Below are 10,918 nucleotides of genomic sequence, written 5' to 3'. Positions count from 1 at the left end.
GGTTATGTGGATCGAATTCGCCTTTGGGCTGCTATGGTTCGTCGTCGGGGGTGTGGGATCATTCATGATCGCCTGCCCGAATTGCGGGAGATCACTCTTCATTCGTCACGGTTTTATCAGCGTACCGTGGCCTCCGAAGCGTTGCAGCAAGTGTGATCTGAACTTGATTGAAGGTGACGCATGACTGCTATGGGGCGCTTCCGGAAAGTCCGCTTTCCTACAAACATCGCTGTCCGATACCTTGCGGGCTATGACCGGCTCGTCCATCTCTATCCGCAAAAGGTTACACTGCAAGGCTACACATCGTCTTCGCAAGGTGACACATCGCGCGCCAAAGGTGTCACCTTGCCCCCTTCAAGGTGACATTTTCTGACACAAGGTGACACGTTTTCTCTGGACGGTGTAAACCGTGTAAACCCTGTCACCTTGTGAGAAAGGCCATGGTGGACGATCGATCGGGAAGGAGCGCTATTTTCGCGCGCGCCGCGGACGCATGGCGTCGCGCATCGCGAAGCTGGAGTTGATGCGGGTGACGCCCGGAAGTCGCGACAGGACCTCCCCGTGGATCGCCTCATAGGCGGCAACGCTTTCCGTGCGCAGCCGCAGCCAGTAATCGACGTTGCCCGTCATCAGGAAGCATTCGCGCACTTCGGGACACTGCCGCACCGCGTTTTCGAAACGCGACAGGTAATCCTCGGTCTGGCGGTCCAGCGTGACCTGCACGACGATATCGACCCCGCGCTCGTCATCGTCTTCCGGCCCGGTGAGCACGGTGTAGCCGCGAATGACGCCGCGGTCCTCGAGCAGGCGGATACGGCGCAGGCACGCGGACGGCGAAAGGCCGACTTCCTCGGCGATCTCGGAATTGGGCCGCCTGCCGTCGAGACGCAACAGGCGGATGATCGCGCGATCCACGGGGTCGGAGGTCACTGGCATGATCTTGTGATTTGTCCGCATTATCGTGTGCAAGGCCACATAATGTGGCACAATATACATACATTCGGCAGCCTATTCGCTTCGTTATGCGATACGATGCATTAATCGGATCGCCAAGGGGGCTTCGTGATCACCGCTGCACGCCTGACCATCGACCTGGAGGCTCTGGCCGCCAACTACCGCCTGATCCGCGACCGCGTCGTGCCTGCGCAGACGGGCGGGGTGGTCAAGGCGGACGGCTATGGCCTCGGCGCGGTGACGGTCGCGCGCACGCTGATGGCCGAAGGTTGCCGCCATCTCTTCGTCGCCCTGTTCAGCGAGGCGGAAGCGCTGATGCCGCAACTGGAGAGCGGGGCCGAAGTCTACGTCCTCAACGGCCTTCTTCCCGGACTGGAACCGCGGTGTGCCGGGCTTGGCGCGATCCCGGTGCTCAATTCGCTGGACCAGGTCTCGCGCTGGTCGGCGCAGGCGCGTCAGAGTGGCCTGGCATTGCCTGCGGTCCTTCAGATCGACACGGGCATGTCGCGCATGGGCCTGCCGCCCGAGGAGGTGGAGCACCTGATCGCCACGCCGGCTTTGCTCGACGGTATCGAACTGCGCTTCCTGATCAGTCATCTGGCCTGCGCCGACGATCCGGAAGATCCGGCGAATGCGGCGCAGGAAGCGCTTTTCAACACCATCGCCGCGCGGTTCCCGCAGGTGCCTCGGGCGCTCGACAACAGCGGGGGAACGTTCCATCGACGCGGGCATTTCGACCTCGTGCGCGCAGGTATCGCCCTTTACGGCGGCAATCCCGGGACCGGGCCGAACCCGATGCAGCCGGTCGTAGGGCTGGAGGCGCCGATCGCGCAGTTGCGTACGATCCCTGCGGGAACCGGTGTCGGCTACGGCCTGACATTCCATGCCGCACGAGAGACGCGGATCGCGACGATCCCAGTCGGCTATGCCGACGGCTGGCCGCGCTGCCTCGGCAATCGGGGCGCGGCCTACGTCGCCGGAGTGCGGGCACCGATCGTCGGGCGGGTCTCGATGGACAGCATCACGCTCGACGTCACCGACGTGCCTGCCGGGCATTTGTATCCCGGCGCTCCAGTCGAACTGATCGGCCCGAACCAGAGCTTAGACCAGGTCGCGGCCGATGCCGGGACCATCTCCTACGAAATCCTGACCCAGCTCAGCCGCCGCTACGACCGGGATTATCTTCCGGTTCGTGCGCCCGCCCTCGACCGGAGCACCATCGCATGAAGATCGCCATTCTCGGCAGCGGCGTTATCGGCGTCACCTCGGCATGGTATCTGGCCAAGGCGGGCCATGAAGTCACCGTGATCGACCGGCAGGATGGCCCCGCGCTGGAGACCAGCTTCGCCAATGCCGGGGAGATTTCGCCGGGCTATGCCTCGCCTTGGGCTGCTCCTGGCATTCCGATGAAGGCGGTCAAGTGGCTGATGATGAAGCATGCGCCGCTGATCCTGCGGCCCCATGCCGACATGGCCATGCTGCGCTGGCTCGTCGCCATGCTGGGCAACTGCAACGCGCGCGACTACGCGATCAACAAGAGCCGCATGGTGCGCCTCGCCGAATTCAGCCGCGACTGCCTGATCGCGCTGCGCGGGGAAACCGGCATCCGCTACGACGAGCGCAGCCGGGGCACCTTGCAGCTCTTCCGCGAGCAGAAGCAGCTCGACGGCATCGGCAAGGACATCGCCGTGCTGCAAGCTGATGGCGTGCCTTTCGAGGTGCTCGACCGCGCAGGCTGCATTGCCGCCGAGCCGGGTCTTGCGGCCAGCACGGCGCCGATCGTGGGAGGGCTGCGGCTGCCGAACGACGAGACGGGCGATTGCTTCAAGTTCACCAATGCGCTGGCGGCGATGGCGGCAGCGAAGGGCGTCGAATTCCGCAATGGAATCAACATCCAGCGGCTGATCGAGGAGGGTGGCCGGATCGTCCGGGTGGAGACGGACAAGGGCAGCGTCTCCGCCGACGTGTTCCTTGTCGCGATGGGCAGTTTCTCGCCCCAGTTGGTGGCGCCGCTGAGCATTCGTCTGCCGGTCTATCCGGTCAAGGGCTATTCGCTGACGGTGCCGATCGTCGATGAGGCGCGGGCACCGGTCTCGACCCTGCTGGACGAGAGCTACAAGGTTGCGATCACCCGCCTCGGAGATCGTATCCGTGTCGGCGGAATGGCGGAAATCTCGGGATTTTCTCGCGACCTGCCGCCCGAGCGGCGCGCCACGCTGGAGCATTCGGCGGGCTCGCTGTTCCCCGGCGGCGGCGATCTGGAGGCGGCGAGCTTCTGGTGCGGACTGCGCCCGATGACGCCTGACAGCACCCCGGTGATCGGACCGACGCGCGTTTCCAACCTGTTCCTCAACACTGGACACGGCACGCTGGGCTGGACGATGGCCTGCGGTTCGGCGCATGTCATCACCGACCTCATCGGCGGTCGTCGTCCCGCGATAGAGGCTTCCGATCTCGCCATCAGTCGCTACTGAGCGGCACATAAACCGACATAGACCGACAGGGAACGACCACGCATGACCATAACCCGCATCGATCAGGGCACTCGCATGAGCGAAGCGGTGGTCCATGGCGACACCATCTACCTCGCCGGCCAGATCGGCAATCCGGGTGAGAGCGTCGCCGAGCAGACCCGCGTTGCGCTCGCCGAGATCGATGCCTTGCTCGCCCGGACCGGTAGCGACCGCGACCACTTGCTCTCGGCCACGATCTGGCTCGCCGACATGGCCGACTTCGCGGAAATGAACGCGGCCTGGGACGCATGGATCGCCGGGCACCCCGCACCCGCCCGCGCGACCGGCGAGGCGAAGCTGTTCGAGCCCGGCTACAAGGTCGAGATCATCATGATCGCCGCCAAGGCGTAACCGCGCCGCGCATGAGCGCCTGTCAGGGCAGGCGCCTCAGCGTGGCGAGATCGATGGCGTCGCCCATCGCCTTCAGCCCGGCGTCGTTGGGGTGGAGGTGGTCGCCCGGATCGAATTCGGGCCGCAGGTCGGCGGGCGCGGCGGGGTTGCGTACCGCAGCCTCGAAATCCACGATCCCGTCGAAGACCTTGCCGCTGCGGATCGCGGCGTTGACCGACTGGCGCACCCGCTCCTTCACCGGCGACATGTACCCGGCGCGCAGAGCGGGCGTCATCGTGCCGCCGATCACCTTGATCCCCAGTGCATGCGCACGCTCGACGAATTGGCGGTAGCCGTAGAGCAACTGCTCCGCCGTCACCGCATCGGGGCCGGTTTCCGTCCCTGCGCCGATGTCGTTGATGCCTTCGAGGAAGATCACGTGAGTGACGTTCGGCACGCTCGCCACGTCGCGCCAGAAGCGGTCGAGTGCGGACGTCGCGCGGCCCGCTTTCAGCACCCGGTTGCCGCTGATCCCCATGTTGACGACACCGCAGCGCTGGACGGCGGGAAGGGCGGCGAGGCGCTCGGCCAGGCGCCCCGGCCATCCGCGCGTCTGGGGTGACAGGCCGAGAAACCCGTCGGTGATCGAATCCCCGAATGCGACCACGGTGCAGGGTGTCTGCGCAGAACGCACCGATACCAGCGAGAGATAGGGCCGTACCTTGATCGGGGTGAAGGTCGCCCCCGGCGTCGCGGGCGCGAAGGCCATCTCCATGCCGAGATTGGTGCGCCCGGGCCGCGACGGGGTGGAGAACGTTACGCTGACGATCACGTCCTGCGCATTGTGGAACGGCGCGAGGATCGGGTCGCTGATCACCGTCCCGCCTTTGGACAGTGCCACGGCGGGGAGCCCGGAGAACCGGATCGGATGCACCGGGTTGGTCCCGATTTCCGTGCCCACCGGCCCGGAAGGGCTGGCGATCGTCACCGCGCCTATGGCGAGCGGCTTGTCACCTTCGGCATTGCTGAAAGTGAGCTGCATCGCGTCGCCCGCCTGCGTCAGCCGCACGCGGTAGCGATAGGTCCCGGCGGGCTGCTCGGGTTCGTTCGCGCCGCTGTCGGCGGGGGCATAGCCCCATGCGCCCGCCCACTTCGGGGCTGCATGGGCAGGGGTGGAAATCAGGGTAGCGCCGCAGAGGGCGGCCAGAAACGTCGCGGTCTTCATGCCGCCTCTCTTGTCGGACCGGTGCGCCGCTTGTCCAGTCCTGTTTCATCGCATTGCAAGTGGATGAGCGAGGTGGCTGCGCCACCTCGCTCGCCTGGTTCAGAACCGCTTGGTCACTTCCACCATGACCGTACGAGGCAGGGTGCCGAAGCCCAGCTGGTCGGCCTTCACGCCCGCCGCAGTGCCGGTGCCGCCGCCGGTCGAGGGGCCATCGACCACGCCGGTGACGTAAAAACGGTTGGTCAGGTTCTTGCCGATCAGGGCGATCTGCCAGTTGTCGTCCTCGGCGCCGAAGCGCACGCCGGCATCGAGCGTCACGTACTTGCTCTGGCGCGACAGCGGGTTGCCGAAGCCGGAAGCGAGATAGCTGGCCGAGTACTTGCTATCGACGTTGAAGCCCAGCTTGTTGGCCGATCCGATCGAGACTTCGTAGCCGATGCCGAGGTTGCCGGTCCAGCGCGGGGCCACCGAAAGCGGTGCGCCGGTCAGGCTCTGGCGGCTGTTGCCCGACAGGTTGCAGCCTTCCGCCGGGGTCTGGCCTGCATAGCACGGTGCCAGCGGGAAGTCGGTGTAGGTCGCCTTGTCGTAGTTGATCGAGCCATGGATATCGAGCCCGGCGATGCCGTTGGGCGCGAACTCGAACTCGGCCTCGATGCCCTTGGTGCGCGCGTCGGCGGTAAGGGTCTGGAATGCGAAGATCGGCGAGTTGAAGAAGTCCACCTGCAGGTTGCGGTACTTGTAGGTGAACGCCGTGACGTTGAAGCGCAGCTGGCGATCGAGCAGGGTGGACTTGAAGCCAATTTCGAAGCCTTCCGCCTTCTCCGGATCGAAGGTGAGGTCGGCGGTGGGATCGCTCGAGAACTTCGAGTTGATGCCGCCGTTGGAGAAGCCGCCGGACTTGTAGGCGGTCTTGTAGGCGCCGTAGACCATGAGGTCGGGCGTCGGCTTCCAGGTCAGCGTGGCTTCCGGCGACCAGTTGGTGAAGTGCTGGCGCGCGGTCACGACGCCAAGGCCGTCGGGGTCGTTCTGATCGCGGAAGATGCCGAGGACCAGCGGGTTGTTGTAAGGCTGCGTGAAGAAGCTGTTCTTCGTCTCGTCAGTGTAGCGCACGCCGCCCGCGAGTTCGAGGTCGGGCAGGATCTTGTAGGTCATCTGGCCGAAGACGGCCATCGTCTCGCCCTTGGTGAAGCTGCTCTTCGCGGTGGTGACGTATTCGTAGCCCTCGGGCGCATCCGAATTGGAGACGCCGCCAGTCAGCACGAACTGGTCGAAGTCACGCCGCGTCTTCTGGTAGAGCATGCCGACCATCATGTTGAACGGCCCGTCGAACTGGGTCAGCGCGCGCAGTTCCTGGCTGAACGCCTTCCACGAGGAGTTCTCGGTCGCCCAGGTCGGGCCGATGCCGTTCTCGCTGCCGCCCGACTGGAAGTCGCAGGCGCAAGCCCAGCGGTTGTTGTTCCACTGGTAGTTGGTGACGGAAGACAGCTGCAGCTGGTCCGCATCGTACGTCAGGTTAAGCGTGCCGCCCGCCGAACGGTACTTGTTGTAGAGCGAGCCGTCCTTCTTCGCGTAGGGATAGGTCGCGGCGATGTCGGCGGGCATGTTGTTCTGGTGGGTGACGAAGTCCTTGCCGCAGGCATAGCCGTTGAGCTGCGAGGTATCGCCGTCGCCGCACCGGTAGGCCACGTAGTTCCACGAGGAGTTGTTGACCGTGCTCTGGTCGAAGCTGCCCTTGAGGGTGGCGGTGAAGCGGTCGGTCGGTTCCCACTTCAGGGTGGCGCGGGTGAGGAATTCCTCTTCGCCCGGCGCCTTGCGTGCGGCAGGCTGGGCGACATGGGTGGTCGCATCGCCGGTGCCGCCTGCGAGGATGCTGGCGGAGTCGATCTCGGTGTAGTTGATGGGATCGGCGACGTTGCGATAATAGCCGCCGTCCATCTTGGTATAGCGCGCGGCCAGACGGAAGCCGAGGGTGTCGCTGATCGGGCCGGAAAGGTAGCCTTCCAGGCGGTACTGCTGGCTCTTGATCTCGTAGCCGCCCTTGACCATGCCCTCGAACTTGTCGGTCGGGTCGGCAGTGGTGATCGAGACCACGCCTGCCGTCGCATTCTTGCCGAAGAACAGCGCCTGCGGGCCTTTCAGGACCTCGACGCGGGCGAGGTCGAAGAAGCCTTCGTTGATGACGCGGCCCTGCCCATAATAGGCGCCATCGACGACGACCGCGACCGACTGCTCGATGCCGATCGAGGTCGAGGACGAACCGATGCCGCGCAAGGTGAGCTGCGCGCCCGAACCGTTCGAGGCGCGGCCGACGCTGAACTGCGGGGCGATCGCGGTGATCTTCTCGACGCTGGTGACATCGCGCGTGGCGATCTGCTCGGCGGAGATGGCGGTGACGGCAACGGGCACGTCCTGCACGGATTCCTGCCGCTTGCGCGCGGTGACGATGATCTCGTTGAGGCCGCCCTTCTGCTGGGCCGCGTCATCCTGAGGAGCGGCAGCCGGTGCCTCTGCAGACGTATCCTGGGCCATGGCCGGAGACGCCACCATCGTCAGCGCCGTGGAGACGAGCAGGACGGATTTGGGGACTCGCATTTCAGAAACCTCCCGTTTTGTAATCGTTCTTGGCTGCTGGTTAGACCCGTCGCGGTTGGGGGGCGTCCTGTGCAAACGGATAGCCCTATCAGTTTGGACAGGTGGCCTCGGCGGGGCTGCGCGCGAGGGTCGGGCAGAGGAGACCTGAATTGACGCGCTGCCGTTTCTGGCGACTGGATCGCCACCCCGAAGGAAATACCGATTTCGCCCGTTTCCTGAGCTTGCAGGAAGAAGACTGCGCGCCGCTGGCCGATGGCGAAGTGCGTATTGCCACCGAGTGGCTTTCGATGGACGCGGGCACGCGCATGTGGATGAGCCCGCGCACCGACGGCTATCAGCCGCCGCTGCCGCTGGGATCGAAGATGGTCGGCCTCGTGCTCGGCCGCGTGATCGAGAGTGCGGACGCGGGCTATCCGGTCGGCGCGCTGGTGCGCGGCTTCGGGCAGTGGGCGGACGTCGCCACCGTGGTCCCGGCGCTGACCGGGCTGGAAGTGGTGGACGAGACGGTCGCCGATCCGCGCCAGCATTTCGGCGCGCTCGGCATGAATGCCTGGACGGCCTATGTCGGCGTCAAGGAAGTCGCGTCGGTGAAGCCGGGCGAGTGGCTGGTCGTCTCGGCGGCGGCCGGAGCTACGGGAAGCCTCGCCTGTCAGGTCGGCCGGAACCTCGGGGCGAAAGTCGTCGGTATTGCGGGCGGGGCGGACAAGTGCCGCTACCTGACCGAAGAGGTCGGTGTCGACATGGCGATCGACTACCGCAATGAGGACGTCGACGCGCGATTGGCCGAAGTGCCGGGCGGGGTGAACGCCTTCTTCGACAACGTGGGCGGGCCGATCCTCGACGCGGTGCTCGGCAACATGGCGCATTACGGGCGCGTCGCAGTGTGCGGAATGGTCGCGGGCTACGACACCGATGCGCCGATGCCGGGACCGGCGAAGTTCGATCAGGTGCTGATGCGGCGCCTGCGGATCGAGGGCTTCTTCATCCCCGACTTCCTCCATCGCGGCGCCGAATTCATGCCGCAACTGCGCGAATGGCTCGATGCCGGGAAACTGGCGGTGCGCTTCGACGAGACCGCCGGGCTGGAGAATGTCCTCACCGCTTACGAACGGATGCTGACCGGCAAGAACATCGGCAAGGTGGTCGTGAAGCTCTGATGCCGACGATCCGTCATCGCGCTCCGATCCAGTGCCTGGTCGCCGTACGCGGGCATCCGTTCGATCGTACTGCCTTTGATGCGCTGTTCCAGTCGATGGAGGGTATCAGCGCGACGATGGTGGACCAGCCCGCAGCGGCCAAGCTTATGAACACTGACGGGATGCGCGGCTTCGATGCGCTGGTGCTCTACGATATGCCGGGCCTCGATTTCGAGGTAGAGGTGGGAGCGCCGCTGCATCTTGATCCGCCACCGGGACTGGCTGACGGCTTTCGCGCGTTGCTGGAGGAGGGCAAGGGCGTCGTCGCGCTGCACCACGCGCTGGCGGGCTGGCCGACTTGGGACGAATATCACGAATGGCTGGGCGGGCGGTTCCTCTACCATCCGGGCACGGTGCGCGGACGACCGGTGCTCGATAGCGGCTATGCGCACGGCGTAACATACGATGCGGTGGTTCTGGCGGAGCACCCGGTGACGGCCGGCCTGCCACCGCGCTTCACGTTGACCGACGAGACCTACCTTGCGGAGATCTTCGCAGAGGATGTGACACCTTTGCTGCGGGCAGACATTCCCTTCACGCGCGAGCAGTTCTTCTCCGCCGAACTGGCGGTCCGGGGACGCATGTACGACCGCGAGGACTGGGACCATCCGCCGGGCAGCGATCTGATCGGCTGGACGCGTGAGGTGGGACGCAGCAGGCTGGTCTACCTCCAGCCGGGTGACGGGCCATCGGCTTACGACGATGTGAATTACCGGCGGCTGGTGGAGAACGCGATCCGCTGGGTCGCGTGAGCGTTCAGTCGTTCGCGGTGAGCCGATCCAGCCAGGCGCGGGCCTGCTTGGGCTCGCCCACGGCCTGCGAGTCCACCGGGCCGCGCTGGCGCAGGAATTCCTGGTGGAGTTCGAAAGGCTCCATGAACAGCTGTTCGCGCGCGGTGTCGATCTCTTCGGCGAGTTCGGTCAGTTCGGCGATCGTCGGAGCTACGGCTGCGCGTGCAGCGCGGTCGGCATTGTGGTCGAACAGGCCCCACTTGCCTGCCGCACAGACCTTGAGCGCGGCGATCAGCGCCTCGCGGTAATCGACCTCGAGGTCGGCGCGGCGGGTGTCGAGGCGTTCGAGACGGTCTGCTTTGGCCATCCGGCGGCGGTAGAACGGGGCAGCGCGGACTGCAAGTGCCGCAATCCTCCCCATCGCTGCGCGACAGGGAGGATCAGGAGCGATCACATCGCGGTCACGCCGCCGTCCACGGTGAATTCGCAACCGGTGACGTAGTTCGCCTCGTCGCTGGCGAGGAACAGGTTCATGTTGGCGATGTCGACGGGGCTGCCCATGCGCTTCATCGGAATGCCGGAGACAATCTCCTTGAAGCCCTCGGGGTTATCCTGGCGGGCGACGTCCTGCATGGCGGTCTCGATCATGCCGGGATGGACCGAGTTGCAGCGGATGCCCTCGGCAGCGCATTCCAGCGCCACGACCTTGGAGAACAGGCGCACACCGCCCTTGGCCGCGCCGTAGGCTCCGCACATCGGCACGCCGACCAGCCCGCCGATCGAGGAAAGGTTCACGATCGAGCCGCCGTGGCCGACCTTGCGCATCAGCGCCACCGCGCGCTGGGTGCCGAGGAACACGCTGTCGAGGTTGACCTTGTTCTGCTTCTCCCAGTCGGCGAGGGAGAGTTCCTGCAGCGGCTTGAGAATGGCGATCCCTGCGTTGTTCACCAGCACGTCGAGACGCCCGTGGCCCTGCTCGATCGCAGAGATGGTGTCATCCCACGAGGCTTCGCTGGTCACGTCCTGTGCCAGTGCCTCGGCCTGGCCGCCTGCCTCACGGATCGACGCGGCGACGCCTTCGGCGTCTTCCAGCCTGAGATCGGTGACGTAGACGAAGGCACCTTCCTCCGCGAAGCGCTGCGCGGTGGCGGCGCCGAGGCCCCGGGCGTTGCCCGCGCCGGTTACCAGAGTGATCTTGCCTTCGAGACGGCCCATTTCATGTACTCCTTCTTCAAAGTGAAGGGTGCCCGGCGCCGCCCCCAAGGGACTGACGCCGGACACCCCATTTCCCCCGCTGGGGTAACAGGTCAGAATTTCACGCCGACGGTGGCTCCGTACGTGCGCGGTTCCAGTGCCATGCCGAACGAGAACAACCCG

Annotated in this window: 10 protein-coding genes; 5 read left to right on the top strand and 5 right to left on the bottom strand. The window is 65.4% G+C overall.

Annotation, left to right across the window (positions count from 1 at the left end):
- Positions 1-468: 468 nt before the first annotated feature.
- A complete protein-coding gene (locus LH128_RS05975; protein WP_036525294.1) occupies positions 469-936 on the bottom strand; it encodes an Lrp/AsnC family transcriptional regulator in 468 nt (155 codons plus the stop codon).
- 126 nt (positions 937-1,062) lie between these two features.
- Between LH128_RS05975 and alr the strand changes: the two genes are divergently transcribed.
- The 3 genes from alr to LH128_RS05960 are packed head-to-tail and all read left to right on the top strand — an operon-like array spanning position 1,063 to position 3,818.
- Positions 1,063-2,181, top strand: a complete 1,119-nt coding sequence (gene alr / locus LH128_RS05970) for an alanine racemase (protein ID WP_008828690.1) — start codon at positions 1,063-1,065, stop codon at positions 2,179-2,181.
- Positions 2,178-3,428 carry a D-amino acid dehydrogenase gene (locus tag LH128_RS05965; protein WP_008828689.1) on the top strand — a complete coding sequence of 417 codons (1,251 nt, stop codon included), beginning with the start codon at positions 2,178-2,180 and terminating at the stop codon, positions 3,426-3,428. The genes alr and LH128_RS05965 overlap by 4 nt, the downstream gene beginning before the upstream one ends.
- 42 nt (positions 3,429-3,470) lie before the next feature.
- Positions 3,471-3,818 carry a RidA family protein gene (locus tag LH128_RS05960; RefSeq protein WP_008828688.1) on the top strand — a complete coding sequence of 116 codons (348 nt, stop codon included), beginning with the start codon at positions 3,471-3,473 and terminating at the stop codon, positions 3,816-3,818.
- Positions 3,819-3,840: 22 nt separating this feature from the next.
- On the opposite strand, the gene LH128_RS05955 is transcribed toward LH128_RS05960, so the two are convergent.
- Entirely contained in the window at positions 3,841-5,022 is a 1,182-nt protein-coding gene (locus LH128_RS05955) for an SGNH/GDSL hydrolase family protein (RefSeq protein WP_008828687.1), read from the bottom strand.
- A 99-nt stretch (positions 5,023-5,121) separates the two neighbouring features.
- A complete protein-coding gene (locus LH128_RS05950) occupies positions 5,122-7,614 on the bottom strand; it encodes a TonB-dependent receptor (RefSeq protein ID WP_008828686.1) in 2,493 nt (830 codons plus the stop codon).
- A 149-nt stretch (positions 7,615-7,763) separates the two neighbouring features.
- Between LH128_RS05950 and LH128_RS05945 the strand changes: the two genes are divergently transcribed.
- Positions 7,764-8,771, top strand: a complete 1,008-nt coding sequence (locus LH128_RS05945; RefSeq protein ID WP_008828685.1) for an NADP-dependent oxidoreductase — start codon at positions 7,764-7,766, stop codon at positions 8,769-8,771.
- Positions 8,771-9,562 (top strand): ThuA domain-containing protein, encoded by a 792-nt coding sequence (locus tag LH128_RS05940; RefSeq protein ID WP_008828684.1) that lies wholly within the window; start codon positions 8,771-8,773, stop codon positions 9,560-9,562. The genes LH128_RS05945 and LH128_RS05940 overlap by 1 nt, the downstream gene beginning before the upstream one ends.
- A 4-nt stretch (positions 9,563-9,566) precedes the next feature.
- Here the strand turns inward: LH128_RS05940 and LH128_RS05935 are convergent, their stop codons facing one another.
- Positions 9,567-9,908 carry a hypothetical protein gene (locus tag LH128_RS05935; RefSeq protein ID WP_036524981.1) on the bottom strand — a complete coding sequence of 114 codons (342 nt, stop codon included), beginning with the start codon at positions 9,906-9,908 and terminating at the stop codon, positions 9,567-9,569.
- Positions 9,909-9,991: 83 nt separating this feature from the next.
- Entirely contained in the window at positions 9,992-10,756 is a 765-nt protein-coding gene (locus LH128_RS05930) for an SDR family NAD(P)-dependent oxidoreductase (protein WP_008828682.1), read from the bottom strand.
- Positions 10,757-10,918: the final 162 nt, after the last annotated feature.

This window comes from Sphingomonas sp. LH128, assembly GCF_000293195.2.
In the GTDB taxonomy this organism is placed as follows: domain Bacteria; phylum Pseudomonadota; class Alphaproteobacteria; order Sphingomonadales; family Sphingomonadaceae; genus Novosphingobium; species Novosphingobium resinovorum_A.
This window is presented reverse-complemented; position numbering and strand designations above follow the sequence as displayed.